This is a genomic window from Acinetobacter sp. CY73 (assembly GCF_059515865.1).
The window spans coordinates 1-21,975 of sequence record NZ_JCAKMZ010000009.1; the positions used below are offsets into that span (position 1 = coordinate 1).

At 39.3% G+C, this 21,975-nt stretch carries 19 protein-coding genes; 12 read left to right on the forward strand and 7 right to left on the reverse strand.

All coding sequences use genetic code 11. The features are described from left to right. Positions 1-330, forward strand: a 330-nt coding sequence (locus AC5YD2_RS06205; protein WP_496125492.1) for a transposase family protein, incomplete at its 5' end; no start/stop codon positions are given. Between the two features lie 111 nt (positions 331-441). On the opposite strand, the gene AC5YD2_RS06210 is transcribed toward AC5YD2_RS06205, so the two are convergent. Both AC5YD2_RS06210 and AC5YD2_RS06215 read right to left on the reverse strand, forming a co-directional pair. Continuing rightward, positions 442-1,014, reverse strand: a complete 573-nt coding sequence (locus tag AC5YD2_RS06210) for an alpha/beta fold hydrolase (protein WP_496125493.1) — start codon at positions 1,012-1,014, stop codon at positions 442-444. 63 nt (positions 1,015-1,077) lie between these two features. Continuing rightward, positions 1,078-1,230, reverse strand: a complete 153-nt coding sequence (locus AC5YD2_RS06215; protein WP_496125494.1) for a hypothetical protein — start codon at positions 1,228-1,230, stop codon at positions 1,078-1,080. 409 nt (positions 1,231-1,639) lie between these two features. Here AC5YD2_RS06215 and AC5YD2_RS06220 point away from each other — a divergent pair, with 409 nt between their 5' ends. Further along, the gene (locus AC5YD2_RS06220) at positions 1,640-2,323 is read left to right on the forward strand and encodes a phosphatase PAP2 family protein (RefSeq protein WP_496125495.1); all 684 of its coding nucleotides are present in this window, start codon (positions 1,640-1,642) and stop codon (positions 2,321-2,323) included. Positions 2,324-2,450: 127 nt separating this feature from the next. On the opposite strand, the gene AC5YD2_RS06225 is transcribed toward AC5YD2_RS06220, so the two are convergent. The 5 genes from AC5YD2_RS06225 to AC5YD2_RS06245 form a co-directional block, all read right to left on the reverse strand. Then, complete coding sequence (locus AC5YD2_RS06225) at positions 2,451-3,794, reverse strand: sensor histidine kinase (protein ID WP_496125496.1); 1,344 nt, start codon at positions 3,792-3,794, stop codon at positions 2,451-2,453. Continuing rightward, on the reverse strand, positions 3,791-4,477 hold the full coding sequence (locus AC5YD2_RS06230; protein ID WP_496125497.1) for a response regulator transcription factor: 687 nt from the start codon (positions 4,475-4,477) through the stop codon (positions 3,791-3,793). Before AC5YD2_RS06230 ends, AC5YD2_RS06225 begins: the two co-directional genes overlap by 4 nt. A 2-nt stretch (positions 4,478-4,479) precedes the next feature. Further along, positions 4,480-6,150, reverse strand: a complete 1,671-nt coding sequence (locus AC5YD2_RS06235; RefSeq protein WP_496125498.1) for a phosphoethanolamine transferase — start codon at positions 6,148-6,150, stop codon at positions 4,480-4,482. A gap of 89 nt (positions 6,151-6,239) precedes the next feature. Next, complete coding sequence (locus tag AC5YD2_RS06240) at positions 6,240-7,247, reverse strand: ABC transporter substrate-binding protein (protein WP_496125499.1); 1,008 nt, start codon at positions 7,245-7,247, stop codon at positions 6,240-6,242. A gap of 85 nt (positions 7,248-7,332) precedes the next feature. After that, positions 7,333-7,920: an ANTAR domain-containing response regulator gene (locus AC5YD2_RS06245; protein ID WP_496125500.1), complete on the reverse strand. Its 588-nt coding sequence runs from the start codon at positions 7,918-7,920 to the stop codon at positions 7,333-7,335. 462 nt (positions 7,921-8,382) lie between these two features. Between AC5YD2_RS06245 and AC5YD2_RS06250 the strand changes: the two genes are divergently transcribed. The 10 genes from AC5YD2_RS06250 to AC5YD2_RS06295 all read left to right on the forward strand — a co-directional run bounded on the left by AC5YD2_RS06250 (position 8,383) and on the right by AC5YD2_RS06295 (position 21,948). After that, the gene (locus AC5YD2_RS06250; RefSeq protein WP_496125501.1) at positions 8,383-9,732 is read left to right on the forward strand and encodes an MFS transporter; all 1,350 of its coding nucleotides are present in this window, start codon (positions 8,383-8,385) and stop codon (positions 9,730-9,732) included. Between the two features lie 60 nt (positions 9,733-9,792). Continuing rightward, the gene (gene nirB / locus AC5YD2_RS06255) at positions 9,793-12,339 is read left to right on the forward strand and encodes a nitrite reductase large subunit NirB (protein ID WP_496125502.1); all 2,547 of its coding nucleotides are present in this window, start codon (positions 9,793-9,795) and stop codon (positions 12,337-12,339) included. 39 nt (positions 12,340-12,378) lie between these two features. Then, positions 12,379-14,004: a nitrite reductase small subunit NirD gene (gene nirD / locus AC5YD2_RS06260; RefSeq protein WP_496125503.1), complete on the forward strand. Its 1,626-nt coding sequence runs from the start codon at positions 12,379-12,381 to the stop codon at positions 14,002-14,004. 160 nt (positions 14,005-14,164) lie between these two features. After that, a complete protein-coding gene (locus AC5YD2_RS06265) occupies positions 14,165-16,945 on the forward strand; it encodes a molybdopterin-dependent oxidoreductase (protein WP_496125504.1) in 2,781 nt (926 codons plus the stop codon). Beyond that, positions 16,942-17,568 carry a molybdenum cofactor guanylyltransferase gene (gene mobA, locus AC5YD2_RS06270; protein ID WP_496125505.1) on the forward strand — a complete coding sequence of 209 codons (627 nt, stop codon included), beginning with the start codon at positions 16,942-16,944 and terminating at the stop codon, positions 17,566-17,568. Before AC5YD2_RS06265 ends, mobA begins: the two co-directional genes overlap by 4 nt. Positions 17,569-17,744: 176 nt before the next feature. After that, positions 17,745-18,836: a GTP 3',8-cyclase MoaA gene (gene moaA / locus AC5YD2_RS06275; protein WP_496125506.1), complete on the forward strand. Its 1,092-nt coding sequence runs from the start codon at positions 17,745-17,747 to the stop codon at positions 18,834-18,836. Positions 18,837-18,850: 14 nt separating this feature from the next. After that, positions 18,851-19,105: a MoaD/ThiS family protein gene (locus tag AC5YD2_RS06280; RefSeq protein ID WP_496125562.1), complete on the forward strand. Its 255-nt coding sequence runs from the start codon at positions 18,851-18,853 to the stop codon at positions 19,103-19,105. Between the two features lies 1 nt (position 19,106). Next, positions 19,107-19,610 (forward strand): molybdenum cofactor biosynthesis protein MoaE, encoded by a 504-nt coding sequence (locus AC5YD2_RS06285; protein ID WP_496125507.1) that lies wholly within the window; start codon positions 19,107-19,109, stop codon positions 19,608-19,610. 86 nt (positions 19,611-19,696) lie between these two features. Beyond that, the gene (gene moaCB / locus AC5YD2_RS06290; protein WP_496125508.1) at positions 19,697-20,620 is read left to right on the forward strand and encodes a bifunctional molybdenum cofactor biosynthesis protein MoaC/MoaB; all 924 of its coding nucleotides are present in this window, start codon (positions 19,697-19,699) and stop codon (positions 20,618-20,620) included. Next, positions 20,617-21,948, forward strand: a complete 1,332-nt coding sequence (locus AC5YD2_RS06295) for a molybdopterin molybdotransferase MoeA (protein ID WP_496125509.1) — start codon at positions 20,617-20,619, stop codon at positions 21,946-21,948. The genes moaCB and AC5YD2_RS06295 overlap by 4 nt, the downstream gene beginning before the upstream one ends. Positions 21,949-21,975 lie beyond the last annotated feature (27 nt).

Genomic DNA, 21,975 nt, shown 5'->3' on the forward strand with positions numbered 1-21,975 from the left:
GGTAGTCAACATGACATTAAATTGGCAAGAAAAACGATTGCAAAATTCAAGCATTGTGAATATGTGGTTACTGATTTAGGGTATCATGGACTAGAGGAGCGTGGATTTAAGCTATTGACTCCTATTAAGAAAAAGAAGAATTCTGCCTTATCTGATATTGAGAAAAAGTACAATAAAATCATTGGAGAAATACGAATTGTGATTGAACACATCAATCGTCAATTAAAAACATTTAGAATATTGAGTGAACGCTACCGAAATAGACGCAAGCGATTCGGTTTACGCATTAGCTTAATCGCTGCACTGGTAAACCGGATAAACTTGCAATAACGACTTTCGCAAGAGGTCTATTCAATCAAAAGGTCATTCAATTGATTAAAAATGATGAGGTTCGATGCTTCCTCAATGAATCTAGAGGTTTTTGATTTTATCGTTCGTCGCCTAATTATGCTTAAGAGAAAGTATGGAGCGTATAAAGTTGAGGTGCTGATCTAAAATCTGAGATTTAAAAGGCTCATGGAATAAGTCAAAATGACCACATTCAAATTCTTCATATTGTGCATTTGGAACTTTTTTTGCAGTCTTACGCGTAGCTTCAATCGGAATGAGAGAGTCATTTTGAGCGCCAACAATGAGTGTAGGTGAGGTGATTTTTGACGCGATTGCAATAGGGCGATAAAGTCCAATAGTGGCTACAATTCTTGCAGGTACAGCATTCTCCCAATGAACGCTTTTTGGAATAATTGAATGATAACCTTCGTAACAATCTTCACCCGCCAGAATGGCAAAACGATCTTGAGCAACGACAGGCATGTTTTTTATTTTACCCAAAGGTGCGAGTGCTAAATCTTGTAATGCAATCAGCATAGCGGGAACTAAATACTGTTTAGGATACAGGGTCAAACTAGCAAGACCATCCACGTGCGGAAAATTGGAAATGACAGCTTTAAATGTGGTTTGACTCGCCAAGGTCATGACATGACCACCGCTAAACGAGTATCCCCAAAGAATCATATTTTGAGTCGATATATTCAATTGATCCTTTAGATAATCAATCACGGTTTGCCAATCATCAAGTTAACTGCTTTTATCAACTAAGCATTTTACCGAACCTGTACTTTGTCCAAATCCTCGGTAATCAAAAACACAGACATTTAAGCCCAAATGATGATAGAACTCTGCAAACTCAGCTAATCCACATTGTTTCTCTCCGGCTAAGCCATGTGCCATAAGCAATATGGTTTTGTCTAAATCTGAAAAATCACCATAGAAATCAATCGGCTTGAATATGATGTTTTTTAAATGGGATGGTGATCGGGTTCATTTTGCTTATACATCCATGTATGCGTAAATTTAGATATCAAGGTGAAATATAGATTTTAGTGAATTATTAAGAAATGAAGAGCGAGATCTTTATTGTTGATCATATTTTAATCTATCGTGGATTTTCAATCATGTCCACACGATTCAAAGTGGATAATCATGAATTGGATTTGAAATATGTTGAATTTTAAAGTTTTATCTCAGGGTGAGAGCTAAAATTTCAGAAAAATTAAAACAATTAAAATACAGCCATCAAAATTAAGGCTGGTTTAAGTCATTCATTATTGAATCGTATTTTTGAGTATAAAAATCAATAATGCAAAAACCGCTAAGCTTTATTTATCTCCAATTTTTACTGCTCATCATTTCACTTTTGGTTTTAATCCATTTTTTTCCGATTGGTGGAGCATTTGACCTTAAACTCATCCAATTTTGGATGAGTCCTCATGGGGAGTTCGTATTAAAACATGACTGGTATTTGGATACACTAAATCATCAATATGTGAAGCAGCTTCTGATCATTGTGTATATAAGTTTTCTTGGGCTATGGATCGCTTCTTTTAAGTCCAGACAACTGCGATTAATGCGAGCAACCTATCTTTATTTATTTGTTATGCTCATTCTGTCGACATCGGTGATTGGAATTTTGAAATCACAATCCAACCATGCCTGTCCGTGGGATATGGTTGTTCCTATCGGTCAATCATACACATGGAATTTTAATCAAATAGCTGGACATTGCTTCCCAGGTGGTCATGCCTCCACAGGTTTTGCCTTAATGGTGGGTTATTTTGTTTATCGAGTTAAACATCATCGTCGTGCAATATTTTATCTGATTGCAGGCATCATTTTAGGATTTGGGATGGGCTGGGCACAGATGATGCGTGGGGCACATTTTTTGAGTCATAACCTATGGACGGGCTGGATCATCTGGTTTATCAATGTATTGGTATATACCATCAGTTATCCTGATCTTAAAAAATCAGTATTTGAAAAATGAGTTAAAAGGCATGGATGCAAAAGAATTTGAATGATGGAGTACTTAGGATGAATAGATTCATCGAGCCATATATAGACCAACTGATCAATCTTATGCTGAAATTACAAAGTCTTAAATCATTAAAGTTTTAAGACACGACATTGCGAGATAAATCATTGTGTAAAGGGATCTGAACAATGACATGCAATCCGCCGAGCTGCTCACTTTTTTGAAAAATGATTTTCCCGCCGAGTCGTTCAGTCGCTTTATCTACGATCGAAAGCCCTAAACCACTCCCAGTTTCAAGGTGCTGATGGACACGGTAGAAACGTTTAAGAATTTGTTCGTATTGATCAGGCGGAATGCCTGGCCCACTATCCTCAATGTAAATGATCGCTTGATCTTGTTCTAAAAATGCTGAAACGTTGATGACGCCTTGGTTCGGGGTGTATTTAATTGCATTGTCAATCAAATTATAAATAATGGAATGTACACCAGATTCTTGACTAAGGATCTTCACATCTTCTTGTCGTTCCATGCCGAGGTCGATCTCTTTTTCAATCGCAAGGTGGATCAGCTGTTCAACGCACTGGATAGCCACCTCATTAATTAAAAAATATCGTTCGTGTTCTTGATTCAGTACAAATGCATCTTGTTTGGCTAAACTCAACAGTTGGCTGACCAAATGTTGTATTCGTGCCAAACCATGACTCAGTTTCATTAACGATGCATGATGTGGAAGTTCTCGTAATAAAATTTGTGTCTGTAAATTTAGAGCCGTAATTGGGGTTCTCAACTCGTGTGCGGCATCGGCAACAAATTGTTTTTGTTCGAGTTGTGCATCAGAGATCCGTTGAAATAAATGATTGATTTCTTGGATGCTGGGTACAATTTCAATGGGATAATGATCTGAACAAATCGGAGTGAGTTCATTGGGTTTGCGTTCAATCAGCTCAGATTTAAAATTTTCAATCGGCTTAAAACTACGTCGAATAATATAACTTAAACCCCAAATGGCGAAAGGCATAATGATCAGATAGGGCAGAAACATATTCCAAGCCAGTTCAAGCGCAAGATTCTGGCGTACTGATTTTTGTTGACTGACTTGAATTTGCAAACCTTTAAGCGGAATAACATAAGTTTGCCATTCACCATGAGGTGTTGCTTGAAGGTAAAAGCCTGAAGTGCGAACAGGGTTCACCAACAACTGAAATTGGTGAGTTAAATGGTTATTGTCTTGATAGTGCCAAACATCAACAAATAAGTCTTCTTCATAATAATGCTTAAGATGATCAAATTGAGATTGCACAGGTTGAGGATTAAATTTAGCAACACGTTCTGCAAGATTCCGCATTTGTGCATCTAAAATTTCATTGGTTTCTTCAAGCGCTATACGATACGCAGAAAACACCAATAAACACCCCATAAGCACACTAAATAACGAAGTATAAAGAATGAGCTTTTTTTGAAGTGAATAGGGTTTGTTTTTCATGATTTGATGGCTTCACTGCCAAGGCGATAGCCTAAACCGCGAACATTACGAATGAAGTTTTTACCGAGCTTGGCACGGATATGGTGTATATAGACCTCAATGGTATTGCTATACACTTCACTGTCAATGTCATACATTTTTTCTTCCAAATTAGACTTGGAAAAAATTTTATTGGGATGACTCATGAGAGGAATGAGCAAAGCCCATTCACGGTTCGAAAATTCAATAATGTCATTATCAAAATGCGCAATATGCTGTTCAACATCAAGGGTGAGATGACCATAATGTAGCTTTGGGGATTGATCAGTGGTGGTGACTTGGGCACTACGGCGAATCAACGCCTGAATTCGAGCTAAAAGCTCCTCAAACTCATAGGGTTTCACTAAATAATCATCAGCACCGTGGTTTAAACCTTCCACACGATTATGCAGCTGATCACGCGCAGAAATAATTAAAACAGGCAATTGGCTCTGAGTTTGACGAATATGCTTTAAGACTTGCATGCCATCCATCATCGGTAAGCCCAAATCGAGTAACACCACATCATATTGTTGTTCTGATATTTTCTTTAACCCATCAAATCCGTTGTTGACCCAGTCAACTTCAAAATGATGGTATTGCAACAATGTGAGCGTTGATTCAGCAATCATAAAGTCATCTTCGATAATGAGAATTTTATACATGACTAAGCTCTCGATGCAGTGATCGTTTGGCATTGCTGAAGCATATTCAAATGTGGATCAGCTGTATTTGTTTTTATACCCAACAAATTTATCAGAGTTGGAAATACGTTGTCTTGCGATAATGTTGATTTTTTTAGTTGTGATAAGCAACTCAAATCCAAAGGTTGATTTTCCTGCCATTGCTTTGAGAACCACATCATCATGGGAATGTGTTTTTGCTGAGTGGGTGCAATAGCATAGGGTGCGCCATGTAAATACAAGCCACTTTCACCTGTAGATTCACCATGATCAGATAGATACCAAAATGCGGTTTGATAATTTGAGGCTATTTTTAATGTCCCGATCAATTGACTCAAGATATGATCGGTATACAGGATTGAATTGTCATAACTATTTAAAATCTCTTCTTGGCTACAGCTCTGAATCGCATTGGTATCACAGGTTGGTTTAAAGCGTTGAAATTCAGTTGGGCTACGTTTGTAATAGGCTGGACCATGACTCCCTATTTGATGCAAAACGATGAGATGTGACTGTGGATCATGTGTAGCTAATTGCTTGAGATAGGATTTTAAGCTATCCACTAAAATTTCATCGGAGCACTCTCCATCTGAACTACACCATTTAGTTTTGAGTACGGGGGAAATGACAAATTGTTCAACACGATTACAGACATCTTTACAGCCCGAATTATTATCAATCCAAGTGACTTTGTAGCCCGTTCGTTGTGCAATATCAAGCAACCCTTCACGATGATGTGCGAGTTTGGCATCGTAATGATCACGAGTCATTCCAGAAAACATGCATGGAACTGAAACGGCTGTGGCTGTACCGCATGAGCTGACATTTGAAAAGTTGATTAAATCTAATTTAGACAGCTCTGGATTGGTTGGTTTTGCATAACCATTGAGCGAAAAACTTTCTGCACGAGCCGTTTCACCGACCACCAATAGCATGATTTTGGGTGTTGATACTGTCCGAGTATTTTGAATCAGATGCGCATCTTCACCATAATGAATTAAGGGAAGGTTTTGTTGCGGTGTTTGCTTTTGATAATATGACCATGATGAAGCCACGACATTTTGCGGAGAAATCATTCCTTTTAAATCACGATTTTCTCTAAATATCGCGACATAATCCACATAATAGGCAAATATAAAACCCATCAAAATCAATAGTGATGCAGAAATATGAATGAGTTTTTTTAAAAGGGTTGTTTTGATATTTTCGGGTTTAATTTTGACTGTAAATAAAACAATTAAAGGTAGACAGATAAATAGAATTAGCCATATCAAAAAATTAAAATTTAGCAAATCAAATGCTTCACGATGATCGGTCTGCATCATATTTTGAATTTGATCAGCATTGATCACAGCACCTAAACTATTCACAAAGTAAGCACTGAGACCACCTAAAATTATCCATAAAAAAGAACAAAGTTTGGCGTTGATTTTCCAATGAATGATCTGGAAAATGAAATTGTAGATGGAAATGATCACGCCCGCTGAGGCGATGATAAATAAGAAATATTGAATGCCTTGATGCGTTGTCAAAGATGCGAGTTTTTGAAAAAATAAAAAATTGAGACCAATACTGAGCCACACCGCCATACATAAATTAAATGTCGACAGGGAAACATGTGAAATTTTAGAGATTAGCTTTAATTCTTTGAACATGCCTGAAACATTAAAAATTTGGATGAGTTCATGCTAAACAACGAAACTTAAAATGTTCTTAATGATCAAGCGATTTAAATCGCTAGAAATTACTTTTCTAAAGAAATAATGCAATTGTGACTAATGTCATTAATTTGATTTTCTATGAAAATGACATCATCCCATTTCTGCATTTGAGCCATGAGCCATTTGAAGTCGTTAGGATCCGGCGAAATATCATTATCAACAAAGCTGCGAATAATATTTTGAATAGCATGGTATTTTTGGACATGAATTGTTTCAGAACATTCAAAACGGATGATATGAAATTTGATGAGTAAATCCCAAACATCCTTAAAATTTTCTAACTGCTGGAGTTCCTGCTGTGCTTTTTGGATAGCATGACATAAGGCTTTTAAGGTATTGGGGTTGCAGGTTGCCCATTCATCAGTTACCGCCAATACTTTATCTGCCACAGCGGGGATAATCGCTTGGCTAGAGATTATTTTATGTCCAATGCCCATGATTTCAGCTTCGGTGTTCCAAGGCTCACCCACACAGAATCCATCGATGTGGTGATTATTTAAAGCTTCGACCATATATGGAGGAGGTAGGGTTTGAAGTTGGATTTTTTTTGCTAAATTTTGATCAGCTAAAGCAAGCCATTCTCTTAGACAATAATGATGAATCGACTGTTTAAACACATGTGCAAATTTAATAGTTTTGCTTAAATATTTATCTTTTATCATGGCTTCAACGATTTTCTCAGCCGATATTAAAGGTGCATCCTCAGCATGGATCCCAAGCTCAAAGCAAAGTTTCTGACTTAAAGTAATAAAGGCACGATTTTGACTTAATATCAGTGGCGTTTTAAGCGGAATTCCCAATTGATCTTGACCAATTGCTGCTGCGGGAAGCATTGCGGATAGACAATGCGCCGCATCTAAAAATCCAAATGCCAAGCGATCTCTTAAGCTTGCCCACGAAGCTTCACGCACCAATTCAACATTTAAACCCACTTCATTAAAAAAGCCACGATGTTCCGCCCACAACAGTGCAATACAGTCGAGCAAAGGGATATAGCCAAGTTGGATCTGGTTTTTTTCTAAATTTGACATAATGTATTCCTGATTCATCCTGTGCCATTTTTAATGGTTAATTTCCGTTGAGTGCATTATTGAAAATTAAGTCAATTTAATCACTTTAGTCTTTAAATTGTGATTGAAGTAATGCTTGAGCATCGAGTAAACGGCGTGCCATTTCTCCCATCGTCATACGATGGCTCATGGCATTTTTTCTAAGCAATTGAAAGGCTTGATCTTCAGTGAGTGTCTGCATTTGCATTAATAATACTTTGGCTTTTTCAATATCTTTACGATCAGCAAGTTTGCATTTGGTTTCAGCCAAATCATTGATGAGTTTCTTGTGCTTTTTAAACTGTTCAATCGAGATTTCTAAAATACTGTCTAATTTAGCTGGATCAATGCCATCTACGATATAAGCAGTCACACCTGCATCAATTGCACTTCGAATGGTTTCTTTATTTGAATTCTGGGTGAAAAGCACAGTTGGCAAATCAAATTGGCTGACACAGCTTTCGATAATATCTCGGTGTGGATGGTCCATGTCCAATAAAATGACATCAGCATTTAAGCTGTTCAAATTAGTACTATTGAGATGGTCAATCGATAAGCAAGCTACGACATCAAAGTCATGTTCAACTAAGGATTTCCGAATATAAGAAGCACGTTCAAGGTCGTCATCTATAAGTGCAATTTTAAGATTTGGCATATTAAAGTCAGGGAATACCTAAAATGCAGAAAACACAAAACACAAGCAAAAAGTAGACCAAAAATCAGGTTTTTTGATTATCTACGTTCAGTTACGCACTTGTGTTCAACAGGATGGGGAGTTATATCGATTTTTTGATCGATGGTTTTGCACTAAAAAGTGACGTTGATGTGCAGATTTAAGGCAATTTTAAAAGCGTATTATTTTTATACATGAGATGAAAATGAAATCAATTCAATTTAATGGGGTAATTAAATATTTGTTTTCAGCATTTAATTCATTGATAAAAAATGACTAAATTAAAAAAATATATCAGTTGGCACACTCTATGCTTTTCCACCTACAAGTCAAAGAAGACTTTAAAAATTTGTGAGACGGCCAACGACGTCCGTTCTGATCGAATTCATTTCACCTTTGGTGCAGTGAATAATCCAATACGTTCAGTTCAGGTGGAGACGGATGATGTCTACAAATTTGAATGCTAAAAAAGTAACAAAAATTAGTTTATTTAACTTTAGTGATGCTGCGATGAGAGCCTTCCATATGAGTTGGCTTGCTTTTTTTGTCTGTTTTTTTGCATGGTTCGCTTGTGCACCGCTCATGCCTGTAATCGCAGGTGAGTTCAATTTAACCAAAGATCAAATCGCCAATATTAATATTGCAGCGGTTGCGATCACCATTCTTGTTCGTCTGATCGTTGGACCGCTCTGCGATAAATACGGCCCACGCAAAACCTATACGGTCTTACTGATCCTCGGCAGTATTCCTGTGTTTGGGGTAGCTTCAGCAAATAGCTATGAGTCATTTTTGTTTTTCCGCTTACTCATCGGTGCCATTGGGGCAAGCTTTGTCATCACGCAATATCACACCAGTATCATGTTTGCTCCCAATGTGGTCGGTACCGCTAATGCTACAACAGCAGGTTGGGGAAATGCTGGAGGGGGTGCAACACAAGTGTTAATGCCACTCATGCTAGCAGCCTTGGTGATGTTTGGTGTTGAGCAAACGATGGGATGGAGAATTGCCTTGGTTGTCCCAGGTGTACTTATGCTGCTCGTTGGTGTGATGTATTGGAAATTTACGCAAGATGCGCCGCAAGGAAACTTTAAAGAATTACGTGAGCAAGGTGTATCAGTTGGTTCTGATAAAAAAGGCGGTATGGCGATCTTAATGCATGCTGCCCGTAACTATCGGGTTTGGATTCTATTTGGGGCTTATGCAGCATGTTTCGGGATCGAAATTTTTATTCATAACATCGTTGCGATGTATTACGTGGAAAATTTCCAATTTGGGTTAAAAGAAGCAGGGATGGCCGCAGGGATCTTCGGTCTGTTAGCGCTATTTGCACGTGCTTTGGGTGGCATTGTCTCGGATAAAGTTGCCACTAAAAAAGGCTTAGATGGTCGTACGAAAGTATTGTTCGGCATGATTCTTTTCGAAGGTCTATTCCTTATTCTGTTCTCTCAAATGAATTCGGCAATGCTTGCCATCCTAGCAATGACGGTCTTCGCGCTGTTTACTCATATGGCATGTGGGGCAACCTATGCATTGGTACCCTTTATTGATCGTGATGCTTTGGGCGGTGTCGCTGGAATTATTGGCGCTGGCGGCAATGTGGGTGCTGTAGCAGCAGGCTTTCTCCTTAAAGGCATGTTAGATATTCAAACCACACTCATGATACTTGGTGGTCTGGTGGTTATCGCAGCAAGTTGCGTACTGACGATTCGTTTCTCTGTCGAACATAAAGAAAAAGAACAACGCTTATTCGAACAAGCGGTGAATGAACGGAACCTAGCAGAAGCACAAAACTGAGCCATTCATTCAATCTAGAACCTCAGCGTTAGATCAAGAATCAAAGCATTGGAGACAAATATGAAAATCATCATGATTGGCCATGGCATGGTCGGACACAAATTTATCGAATCAGTGTTAGAGCATGCAGGTGATGAGGTTGAAATCACAATTTTGGCAGAAGAACCTCGATTAGCTTATGACCGTGTCCATTTGACTGAATATTTCAGTGGTAAATCGGTGAAAGATTTAACCTTATGTCGCGGAGATTTTGCTGATGCTTATGGGATTGATCTTCGTTTAAGCACTAAAGCAGTCGAAATTGATCAAATCAGTAAAACAGTCACCACAGACCAAGGTGATGTATTCAGTTTTGATAAATTGGTGTTGGCAACAGGCTCTTATGCCTTTGTTCCGCCCATTCCAGGTAATGACCGTGATCACTGTTTTGTTTACCGCACCATCGATGACTTAGACGCCCTTAAACAAGCAAGCTTAAAGGCGAAAACTGGGGTGGTGATTGGTGGTGGTTTATTGGGTCTAGAAGCAGCCAAAGCATTACGAGATTTGAATTTGGAAACGCACGTGGTCGAATTTGCGCCACGTTTGATGGCGGTACAGATTGACGATTTGGGCGGAAACGTTCTACGTACAAAAATCGAAAATTTAGGGGTGAAAGTTCATACTCAAAAAGCCACATCTTGTATTGAAGACGGTACATCAAGCACACATGTGATGAAGTTCGGTGATGGTAGTGAACTTGAAACCGATATCATTTTATTCTCAGCCGGTATACGTCCTCGTGATGAACTTGCACGTCAAAGTGGTTTAGTCATTGGAGAGCGTGGTGGTATTGCGATTAATGATTTTTGTCAAACATCTCATCCAGATATTTATGCCATAGGGGAGTGTGCCCTTTGGCAAAATAAGATTTATGGCTTAGTTGCACCCGGTTATGACATGGCGCGTATTGCTGCAAAGCATGTGATGGAACATCCATGTAATGAGTTTGCTGGTGCAGATATGAGTACCAAACTTAAACTTATGGGCGTGGATGTCGCCTCAGTTGGGGATGCACATGCAATGACACCCAATGCTTTAAGCTACTTCTATGCAGATGAAGACAGTCAAGTTTATAAAAAAATTGTGGTCGATGCGGCTAAAACAAGATTGCTTGGAGCCGTCTTGGTCGGTTGTGCGAAAGAATACAATGACTTATTACAAATGATGCTGAACGGATTGGCTTTACCTGAAAATCCTGAAAGCTTGATTATGCCGGGTTACACACAATCCACGACACAAACGGGAGGTAGTGGTGTTGATTTACTCCCAGACAGTGCAACCATCTGTTCATGTAATAACGTTTCTAAAGCTGATATTTGTTCAGCGATTGTAGAGGGATCAACCTCGTTAGGTGCGCTTAAAAAATGTACCAAAGCAGCTACTGCATGTGGTGGTTGTGCGCCACTTGTGACACAAGTGCTAAAAGCAGAATTACAACGTCAAGGGGTTACAGTCAATAATCACCTGTGTGAACACTTTGCTTATTCTCGCCAAGAGCTGTATCACTTGGTGCGAGTCAATGAAATTAAAACATTTGATACGCTTATTGAGCAACATGGTCATGGCATGGGCTGTGACATTTGTAAACCAACGGTTGCCAATATCTTAGCGTCTTGCTGGAATGATTTTATACTTAAACCAAGTCATGCTGGCTTACAAGACAGTAATGATTATTATCTAGGCAATATCCAAAAAGATGGGACGTATTCAGTCGTACCGCGTATGGCAGGAGGTGAAGTTACGCCTGATGGCTTAATTGCCATTGGTCAAATTGCCAAAGAATACGGACTGTATACCAAACTCACGGGTGGACAGCGTGTCGATATGTTTGGCGCACAAGTACATCAATTACCAGAAATCTGGACCAAACTGATTCAAGCAGGTTTTGAATCAGGGCATGCCTACGGTAAATCATTGCGCACGGTGAAATCGTGTGTTGGAAGTACATGGTGTCGTTATGGGGTGGATGATTCAGTCGGTTTAGCCATCCTCTTAGAAAATCGTTATAAAGGTTTACGTTCCCCGCATAAAACCAAAATGGCCGTCTCAGGTTGTACCCGTGAATGTGCCGAAGCACAAAGTAAAGATGTGGGTGCGATTGCAACTGAAAAAGGTTGGAATTTATATGTGTGTGGAAATGGTGGCATGAAACCTCGTCATGCCGAACTATTAGCATCTGATCTCGATACCCAAACCTTAATTCGTTATATCGACCGTTTTTTTATGTTCTACATTCAAACGGCTGACCGATTACAACGGACTTCGGTATGGCGTGACAACTTAGAAGGTGGTCTAGATTATCTTAAAGATGTGATTGTTCATGATTCTCTTGGTATTGCGGATGAGTTAGAACATCGCATGAGCCATGTGATTGGAACGTACCAAGATGAATGGCGCACTGCAATAGAAGATCCTGAGGTTCGTAAACGCTTTATTACTTTCGTGAATGAAAAAGCTGAAGCACAGCATGATCCACACGTTCAATTTGCTGAGGTTCGCGGACAAATCCGTCCTAAAACTCAAGCAGAGCGCGACATGAGTCGTATTCCTGTAGTGGAAGCTTAAAACAAAAACAAAGGAACAATGACATAAAGGAACAATGACATGACAATTTTACAAGATATGAATGAACTGAATTGGATACAGGTCTGTGCACTAGATGAAATTACGCCAAATACAGGTGTATGTGCACTCATTCAAAATCAGCAAATTGCGATCTTCCGTATTGGCAATGAAAAACGTGTCTATGCCCTCAGCAATCAAGATCCGTTTAGCCAAGCATTTGTGATGTCACGTGGGATTGTAGGTGATTTACAAGGTGAACGTGTGGTGGCATCACCCATTTATAAACAGCATTTCAGTTTGGCTACAGGACGTTGTTTAGAAGATAAAGATCAAAAACTTTTGGTCTTTCCAAGCAAAATTGAAAATGGACAAGTTTGTATTAGCCCAACTCCTCAAAAAACCTATATCACCAATACAGGCACCTCACAGGAAAAAATGAAATTAGTGCTGATTGGGAATGGTCTAGCAGGTATGCGCTGTTTAGAAGATTTACTGGATATGGCGCCTGATCGTTATGAGATCACAGTCATCGGTGAAGAGCCGTGGGGTAACTATAACCGTATTATGCTTTCCCCAGTGTTGTCAGGTGAAAAAACCATCGAAGACATCATGTTACACCCACACGCTTGGTATGTAGAAAAAGGAATTCGATTTATTGCCGGTGATGCCGCCGTACGGATTGATCGTCCTCGTAAACAAGTGCATACCCAGAAGGGAGAGGTTGTGGATTATGACCGTTTGATCTTAGCGACAGGTTCAAGACCCTTTATCCCACCGATTCAAGGAGCTGACCTGAAAGGTGTGATGAGCTTCCGTGATATCTATGATGTCAACAATATGCTCGCATATTGCAAAACGAAAAAAAATGCGGTGGTGATTGGCGGTGGATTGCTTGGACTTGAAGCCGCCTATGGGCTGAAACAACGTGGCATGAATGTCACCGTTTTACATTTGATGGATCGCATCATGGATCGTCAATTGGATTCGAAAGCCAGCCAAATGCTCAAACAATCCATTGAGCAAAAAGGTATCCGTATTATGACAAAAGCAAATACTGAATCTTTGAGAGGTCAAGATGGTCATGTCACCCATATTCATCTGCAAGATGGGTCGATTCTTAATGCCGATTTAGTGGTTTTTGCAGTCGGTATTCGTCCCAATATGAGTTTAGCACAAAGTGCGGGATTGCGTTGTAATCGTGGTGTTTTGGTCAATGATACGATGCAAACATTTGATCCACGTATCTATGCAGTCGGTGAGTGTATTGAGCATCGTCATCAAACCTTTGGTTTGGTTGAGCCGTTATGGGGACAAGCCTTTATTTGTGCCTCACATTTGGCCGAACATGGCAGCTTAACCTTTAAAGCACCGACGGTTCCCACCCAGCTTAAAGTGAGTGGTTGCGATGTCTTTTCAGCTGGATGCATTGATTTAGAACACACAGGCGCTGAAAAAGATTTTGAAGATATCATTTTAAATGATGAAAAACGGCAAATTTACAAACGCATTATCATCCAAAAAGATAAGGTCATTGGTGCCGTATTATTCGGTGACACCGAAGATGGCGCTTGGTATGCAGAATTGATTGCCGATCAGACACCGATTACTTCCATTCGAAACAAATTATTGTTTGGTCAAGATTTTGCATTAAAAAAAGCAGGATAAATACCGTCTTTTATAAAGTGAGTGATTTAAAAAAAGTGATTAATTTCAAAAAAGACCTCTGAAATATTGAACTGTAATATTCGATGCGATATTTCATTCAATTTTTAATGGGTTTCGACCATTCAAATTGATCATCAACATATTAAGGAGCTGAGCAGCCATGAATAGTATCCCGCTGATGCAGTTGCATAGCTCTGGTGAATCTGACACCTTGGTGACACAGACGACCTGTCCATATTGTGGTGTGGGATGTGGTGTGTCAGCAAAAGTCACGCAAACACTTTTAGGGCAAAAAGTGTCAATTGAAGGTGACATCAATCATCCTTCAAATTACGGCAAGTTATGTATTAAAGGCAGTAATTTAGCAGATACATTGGGTTTAGAAACCCGTGTGCTACAACCGATGATTGGTCGCAGAGGAGCTAGACAAGTAATCCATTGGGATACGGCGTTAAATACTATTGCAGACAAATTTCAACAATGTATTGATCAATATGGAACTGACAGTATTGCTTTCTATGTCTCAGGACAGTTACTCACCGAAGATTATTATGTGGTGAATAAGTTTGTAAAAGGGTATTTGGGCACTGCTAATATTGATACCAATTCTCGTTTATGTATGTCTTCGGCAGTCGCAGCGCATAAACGTGCATTTGGAGAAGATCTAGTCCCTGCAAGCTATGAAGATTTTGAGCAGACAGATATGGTGGTACTGGTCGGCTCCAACACCGCTTGGTGTCATCCTATACTTTATCAACGCATGATGAAGATCAAAGAAAATCGAGATTTATTTGTTGTTGTGATTGATCCGCGCTTTACCAGTACCTGTGAAAGTGCTGATCTGCATTTACCGATATTACCCGGTCAAGACGTTGCACTGTTTAATGGCTTATTACAATATTTAGTCCAACATGGGTATGCAGACCATGAATTTATCTCGCATCACACACAAGGTTTTGAAGATAGCTTAGCAAGTAGTGATCCAGAATCTTCGCTTGAAGCAGTGGCTAAACGCACAGCTATTTCTGTAGAAAAATTAACGCAGTTTTATGAAAAATTTGCTCAACATAAAAAAGTGATGACGCTATTTTCTATGGGGGTGAATCAGTCTTCACGTGGGGTGGATAAAGCCAATAGCATAATCAATTGTCATCTCGTCAGTGGCAAAATTGGTCAACTGGGTTCAGCACCTTTTTCAATGACAGGACAACCGAATGCAATGGGTGGGCGTGAAGTCGGTGGACTGGCAAATATGCTCGCAGCTCATCTGGATATAGAAAATGTTCAACATCAGCAATTGGTGCAAGATTTTTGGCAAAGTCCTCGTATTGCAACACAGGCGGGTTTAAAAGCCGTTGATTTATTTCATGCTGTTGAAAGTGGAAAAATTAAAGCGATTTGGATTATGGCGACCAATCCAGTGGTCAGTATGCCCGATGCAGATCAGATTAAGCGTGCGCTAGAAAAATGCGAAATGGTGGTGGTATCTGATATTTGCATGGAGACGGATACTACCGCTTTTGCGGATGTACTCTTACCTGCTTTGGGGTGGGGGGAAAAAGATGGCACAGTCACTAGCTCGGAACGCAGGATGACTCGGCAACATGCATTTTTAAATGCGCCTGCTGAAACCAAACCCGATTGGTGGGCAATATCACAAGTCGCACAAAAATTGGGTTTTCAAGGTTTTCATTTTAAAAACAGCTATGAAATTTTTAAAGAACATGCCTGTTTGTCTGCACATCAAAATGCTGAATTATCCTTGAGAGGTAATACGCCACATTTTCGTTACTTCAACTTAAACGGACTGACTCAATTAACTCAAGATGAATATAACGACCTGCAGCCTATTCAATGGCCGGTTTGGCATAAAAACCAAAGCGAGGATACAGTTAAGCGATTATTCACTCAGGGTCAGTTTGCACATGCCGATGGCAAAGCAAAATTTATCGCGACTCAAGCCATAAATCCTGTCAATAATGTGAGTTCTGAGTATCCCTTAATACTAAATACCGGACGTATTCGGGATCAATGGCATACCATGAGTCGAACAGGTTTATCTGCAAACTTAAGTACGCACCGTGCTGAACCCTATTGTGAAATTCATCCAAATGATGCACTGAAATATGGCATTAGAGACCAAGCCTTGGTTGAATTAAAATCAGCTTGGGGAGTCTGTGTGCTCAAAGCCCAGATCAGTGAAAATATTCGCCGTGGACAAGTTTTTGCGCCCATTCATTGGAATGATCAAGTTGCTTCGGATGCTCGGATTGGGAAGCTGGTTAATCCAGTGGTGGATCGACTGTCTGGTGAGCCTGAATTTAAACATACACCTGTGATGTTGCAGCCCTTTTATACTCAATGGCGGGGCGTACTCTATGTTCGCCCAGCATATGAACCATTATTACACAATACTTTAAATCAGATGGCATGGTGGACCAAAATCACGATGGCTAAGACCATCCGTTATGAGTTAGCAGACCGTCAAAAGTTGAGTCATACCACATCTCAACTGAAAGTCTTATTACCATTTACCGATGAAAGCTTTGAATGGCTGAACTTAGAAGACTCTTCTGCTCAAATCTCACATACCGTCATTTTACAAAATGGTGTATTGATCGCAAGTTTGTACATTGCTCCCTCAGCATTGTTACCAGACCGCGATTGGGTGGCAAGCTTATTTAAACGAGAACGTTTAAGTGCAATGCATCGAAAGGCACTGCTTGCTGGTCAAGCTATATCAGCAGCAAGCAATGACGGTCCTTTGGTGTGTAGTTGCTTTAAAGTCGGTAAGAATAAAATTATTGATGCGATTAATGAAAATAATATTACGCATGAAACACAAGTGACTGCTTGCTTAAAAGCAGGGGGCAATTGTGGATCGTGTCTACCCGAAATTCGCGGTTTGATTAAAGCTTGTCAAATGGAGCGTACAGAATGAAAAAAATAGTATCAAAAGCCGTAAGTTATCCAAAAACTGACGTGGTGATTCTAGCGGGGGGGCAAGCACGGCGGATGAATGGTATTAATAAGCTTCTACAAAAATTTGACCATGAAATTCAATTCATTAAGATTCATCGACATCTAAAGTCATATGTCGCTAAGGTCTGGGTGAATAGCCATCGGGATCATTCTATTTATAAAAGAATAATTCCATCCGTTGGTTATTTTAAAGATGCTGAAAGTGGTTTTCTAGGTCCATTGATGGGTATGAAAAGCGCGTGGCATCATGTGCAGTCAGATCATGTGTTATTTATTCCATGCGATGTAACATACATTTCCTCAAAAGTTTTGTCTCGCTTACACAAAACCCTCGAATGTCATCCAACAAGTGAAGTTGCCGTAGTTCAATTAAATGGAAAAGCACTTTATCCATTTTGTTTAATGAAAAGGTCAGCATTGGCTAAAATTGAACAACATTTAAAGCAAGGCCAGAGAAGTCTAAGGCTCTGCTTTGCCGAATTAGATATGCAACTCACACATTTCAAAAATCAAAATATTTTCTTTCATAGCATCAATTCACTTGAAGAGTTACAACAGCATCAACAACTTAACTTTTTGTAAAAAAAAATTTTGAACGTCCCCCTTTTTGAATATACAGGCTTAGATTTGATGTAGATGATGAATAAGCTGTTCAAAGCCCAAAGTTGGAACACTTTTTGCTAATTACTTGGCAAGCAAATAGGGCGTAAAGAATAATCCGTAGTGACACGGTGCATATAGCGTCATGGATCAGGCATATGAATAGCATGGCAGATTTCAAAGCAGACTTTAAAAAAACCACGATATTTCAAGATCAATTTGGGCGTCAAAAGCGTAAATTAAGGATCTCAATTACAGATCGATGTAATTTTAAGTGTGTTTACTGTATGCCCGAACATCCAGAATGGATGCAGAAAGATACTTTAGTCAGTTTTGAAGAACTCTATCAATTTTGCAAGTTTATGGTGCAGCAAGGTATTGAGCAGATTCGTATTACGGGTGGTGAGCCTTTAATACGTCAAGGTGTGATTGATTTTATTCAGCACTTACAAGACCTTAAATCAATAGGCTTAAAGCGAATCGGCATGACCACCAATGGGCATTATTTAAAAAAATACGCGACTGATTTGAAGCAATCGGGTTTGGATGACTTAAATATCAGTCTAGATAGTTTAGATGAAGCCCAATTTGCACAAATAACTCAGCGCTCGCTGGCTCCAGTTCTAACAGGTATCCTTGCGGCTAAGAAAGCAGGTTTTAACATTAAAATTAATACGGTTTTAATGAAGGGTATCAATGAAAATCAAATCATCAATTTGATGACGTGGTCTAAACAACATGGCTTTGATCAGCGGTTTATTGAATTTATGCCTTTAGATGGTGATCAGAACTGGTCACAAAACCAAGTGGTCAGTGAACAAGAAATACTTAAACAGCTAAGCAGCCGATTTAAAGTTGAAATTTGTCAAGGGCAAGGTTCAAATCCTGCACGTCATTATCTGGTTGATGGTACGGCCATAGGCATTATTTCAACGATTAGTCATTCATTTTGTCATGCGTGTGACCGTTTACGATTAAATGCACAAGGTGAATTTTTTAACTGCTTGTTCGCCCCACAGGGCTTAAAAATAAAAAAAGAAATTCAGCAATTATCTAGCAATACCTTTGTAGAGAGTGCATTAGATAAGAATGCATATGTAGAGAATTCAGTTTTAGAGAATGCTTCTGCAAAAAATGATCTGCAAGCCAAATTAAAACATTATATCTGGCATAAAGAACAAGGCTTTCATGCCATTCAAAATTCAAAAAATCCTTCTCGAAAAATTAGCATGCATATGATCGGAGGTTAGTTATGTCTGACGTGATGACACAAATGATGAGGATCAAAATCGAAGCTTTTGGCGCAATTCAGCGACTATTACCTGAACGATTGAGTTTTGAAGTCGATAAAGGCGCAATGGTCTCTGAAGTTTTGAATCAAATTACACAGAATCATCCTGATGCATCCCGTTTGCTTGATCGTTGTGCATGTGCTGTTGGAGAGAACATAATTTCAAGACAGAGCCTTTTAGAACAAGAGTGTACTTTGGTTTTATTATCGCCTGTAGCAGGTGGCTGATATGCAATTAAAAGAATTTAATCGAATCCAAGATCAATTATTTTCACAGCAGAATTTTGATGATACTTCCCAATTTCCGGAATGTGGTGGTGTTGGTATTTTTGTAGGTGTGGTACGCAATCATCATCATGGTAAAGCAGTTAAAGCGTTGAAATACACGGCTTATGCGCCTGTTGCAGAAAAAATGATTCGTCAAATTGAACAAGAAGTCCAAGTGAAGTATCAGGTGTCTTACGTTCGAGTCGTTCATCGGATTGGAGCTTTAGGTATAGGAGAGACCGCCATTATTGCGATGTGTTATGCAGATCATCGTCGCGAAGCATTTGCTGCATGTGAAGAGGCCGTTGAGCGGGTAAAACACGAAGTTCCAGTTTGGAAGGAAGAATTCTATGCCGATGGAAGCAGTGAGTTTGTAGAAGGGTGTTGTATCCGTAAAGACCATGTACATGGACTTAAGCATGACCATCATTCTGCACCTACACATAATCAACACACGATTGTCTAATTTTATCGACCAAGTCATAGATCAAAATTTTAAAAAATTTGCTCTTAAGAATGAATCTATAAATTGAATCATAAAAAGGTTTTGCAATGAAAAATGTTGGAATGAAGCCTGAGAGTTACCGCACAGCAATTGCATCGGGTGTACTTCATGCACCATCACATTGCATAGAATTGCTTCGTCATGGCAATACTGAAAAAGGTGATGCGCTTAAAACTGCCCGAATCGCAGGTATATTGGGTGCCAAGCGAACTGATGAGCTGATTCCTCTATGTCATCCTTTACCGATATATCGCGCTGATATTGAATATGAACTTTTTGAAGCCCATGTCGAAATCATTGCAACAGTGGAAACCATTGGTCCGACTGGGGTAGAAATGGAAGCATTGACCGCTGTGAGTCTAGCAGGACTAACACTTTACGATATGCTCAAACCACACTGTGAACCTGAAGATTTATGCTTGGATCAGGTCAAACTTCGTCAAAAGAAAGGTGGCAAGTCACATTTTACGCGTGTACTTAAACAGTGTCTAAAGGCTTCTGTAATTGTTTTATCAGATACCGTGGCTTCAGGTAAGAAACCAGATACTGCGGGACAAAATGTCTTAGACATCTTAGAAAACGCCAATTTTAGCGATATTCGTTATCAAGTCATTCCTGATAGTCCAGAACAATTATTAGCGCTGATCGAACAACAAAAAAATCAATATCCTTTAATTTTAACCGTTGGGGGAACAGGTTTAGGTCCTAAGGATTTAACGGTTGAAACAATACAGCCCTTATTGAGGCGGGAAATTCCAGGGTTGATGGAAGCCTCTCGTAGTTTTGGACAAAAGCGTACGCCTTATGCGGCATTGAGTCGTGGTGTGGCTGGGTATATTGACCATAGTCTTGTCATGACTTTACCTGGAAGTCGTCAAGGTGCCAAAGAGTCTTTGATTGCAGTACTTCCTGCATTGGTTCATCTATTTGATGTTCAAAAAAATATTCCGCATGCAGGAGGCTATCAATGAATCAATTATTCAATGAGCCAACCGAAGAAAAATTGAGAACAACAACTCCTACTGATTCTTCAATACTTCATCCATTTGAACATGAACCTAGTGGATGTGGTGCCGAAGAAGGCTTGATCTCAGTCAATCAAGCTTTAGAGATGATGGTTAATCATACGCAACCGTTATCAACTGAAATCATATTGCTGAAGGATGCCTTGAATCATTATTTGGCAAAGCCCATTTATGCTGAAATTGAACTACCCTTATTCTCACAAAGTGCTGTGGATGGATATGCCATTTGCTCAGATCAAATGATTGAGATTCGCAGCCAATTTGACTTAATTGGTGAGATCCGAGCTGGTCAGCTTGTTGAGTTGGAATTAAAGAATGGTCAGGCAGTTCGTATTTTTACAGGAACTAAAATTCCAAAAAATACCTGCACGGTAGCCCGACAAGAAATTGTTGAGTTGGATCAAAAGAACAATATGATTAAACTGACCTCCTCACTTAAATCACACACAGATATTCGTGATGCAGGTGAAGAAATTTCAAAAGGTCAATTATTGGCAGATATTGGACAACAGTTAAATATTGGTGCAATTGCTGCTTTAAGTATGGCAGGGATTAAACAGGTAGAAGTTTATCGATACCCTAAAATTGCTGCTGTGATTACAGGTGATGAAGTTGTTGATCATGTTGCTGATTTACAGTCCGGTAAGATATTTGATGCTAACGCACCCTTAGTTGAAGCATGGTTTAAATCACAAATGAAACACGTCGACATAATGCATGTGGAGGATTCTGCTGAACGAGTTTCGACGTTGTTGAATGAATTGAAAACTCAATATGAGGTCATTATCACGACTGGTGGTGTTTCCGTTGGGGATTATGATTTCATCAGACCTATGGCACTCAAACAAGGCTTTAAGCAAATATTTTGGAAAGTGAAACAAAAGCCCGGCAAACCGATGTTTTTTGCTCAATTTAAACCTCAAACTAAAAAATCAGAATCCCAAACTTGTTATTTACTTGGACTGCCTGGAAACCCCGCTGCGGTCTATATCGGTATGCAAATTTACGCATCTACTTTAATTCAATCTCTTCAAGGTCAGAGCAAGGCATTGAATTGGTTCAGTGCAGAACTTCAACATGATTTAAAAATGGATCGCCGTGAACGATTCTTGAGAATGCACGTCAACGTTGATCAAACAAAAATGAAGGTCAACAGTTTGGAAAAACAACAATCACATATGCTCAGCAACTTAATGTTCGCCAATTCCATTGTTAGAATTCCTGCAAATAAAACTTTAGGTGAGGGAGATACAGTACAGGGAGTATTGATTTAAAAGTAATGATTTAAAAGTAGTGATTTA

Coding starts and splice junctions, on each gene's coding strand:
- AC5YD2_RS06210 (WP_496125493.1), bottom strand. CDS start 1,014: ATGATTCTTTGGGGATACTCGTTTAGCGGTGGTCATGTCATGACCTTG.
- AC5YD2_RS06215 (WP_496125494.1), bottom strand. CDS start 1,230: ATGGCACATGGCTTAGCCGGAGAGAAACAATGTGGATTAGCTGAGTTT.
- AC5YD2_RS06220 (WP_496125495.1), top strand. CDS start 1,640: ATGCAAAAACCGCTAAGCTTTATTTATCTCCAATTTTTACTGCTCATC.
- AC5YD2_RS06225 (WP_496125496.1), bottom strand. CDS start 3,794: ATGAAAAACAAACCCTATTCACTTCAAAAAAAGCTCATTCTTTATACT.
- AC5YD2_RS06230 (WP_496125497.1), bottom strand. CDS start 4,477: ATGTATAAAATTCTCATTATCGAAGATGACTTTATGATTGCTGAATCA.
- AC5YD2_RS06235 (WP_496125498.1), bottom strand. CDS start 6,150: ATGTTCAAAGAATTAAAGCTAATCTCTAAAATTTCACATGTTTCCCTG.
- AC5YD2_RS06240 (WP_496125499.1), bottom strand. CDS start 7,247: ATGTCAAATTTAGAAAAAAACCAGATCCAACTTGGCTATATCCCTTTG.
- AC5YD2_RS06245 (WP_496125500.1), bottom strand. CDS start 7,920: ATGCCAAATCTTAAAATTGCACTTATAGATGACGACCTTGAACGTGCT.
- AC5YD2_RS06250 (WP_496125501.1), top strand. CDS start 8,383: ATGTCTACAAATTTGAATGCTAAAAAAGTAACAAAAATTAGTTTATTT.
- nirB (WP_496125502.1), top strand. CDS start 9,793: ATGAAAATCATCATGATTGGCCATGGCATGGTCGGACACAAATTTATC.
- nirD (WP_496125503.1), top strand. CDS start 12,379: ATGACAATTTTACAAGATATGAATGAACTGAATTGGATACAGGTCTGT.
- AC5YD2_RS06265 (WP_496125504.1), top strand. CDS start 14,165: ATGAATAGTATCCCGCTGATGCAGTTGCATAGCTCTGGTGAATCTGAC.
- mobA (WP_496125505.1), top strand. CDS start 16,942: ATGAAAAAAATAGTATCAAAAGCCGTAAGTTATCCAAAAACTGACGTG.
- moaA (WP_496125506.1), top strand. CDS start 17,745: ATGAATAGCATGGCAGATTTCAAAGCAGACTTTAAAAAAACCACGATA.
- AC5YD2_RS06280 (WP_496125562.1), top strand. CDS start 18,851: ATGACACAAATGATGAGGATCAAAATCGAAGCTTTTGGCGCAATTCAG.
- AC5YD2_RS06285 (WP_496125507.1), top strand. CDS start 19,107: ATGCAATTAAAAGAATTTAATCGAATCCAAGATCAATTATTTTCACAG.
- moaCB (WP_496125508.1), top strand. CDS start 19,697: ATGAAAAATGTTGGAATGAAGCCTGAGAGTTACCGCACAGCAATTGCA.
- AC5YD2_RS06295 (WP_496125509.1), top strand. CDS start 20,617: ATGAATCAATTATTCAATGAGCCAACCGAAGAAAAATTGAGAACAACA.